The following is a 270-nucleotide window of genomic DNA, read 5'->3' as shown; positions in this document are numbered from 1 at the left end:
ATTACGCCAGACGAACCGAATTTCGATGAGGCTTTAGGAGATTTGGTGTCTGACCTAGAATCGGTTTTAGAGGACACTGAAACCTCGGATGAAGCCTCAGAATCTGACTCCGAAACCGATGCTGCGATCGCTGATGATGAAACCGGAGAAGAAACCGACGACAGTGATGCAGTTGCTGACGACGAAACCGGAGAAGAAACCGAGGATAGTGATGCGGTAGCTTCTGATGAGGAATCCGAGGACAGTGATGCGGTAGCTTCTGATGAGGAA

At 49.6% G+C, this 270-nt stretch carries 1 protein-coding gene; it reads left to right on the top strand.

What is annotated here, in order from left to right:
- Window positions 1–270, top strand: a 270-nt coding sequence (locus tag LKK83_RS00685) for a hypothetical protein (protein WP_324628803.1), incomplete at both ends; no start/stop codon positions are given.

This window comes from Phormidium sp. CCY1219 (assembly GCF_035615515.1).
GTDB lineage: Bacteria > Cyanobacteriota > Cyanobacteriia > Cyanobacteriales > Laspinemataceae > CCY1219.
This window is presented reverse-complemented; position numbering and strand designations above follow the sequence as displayed.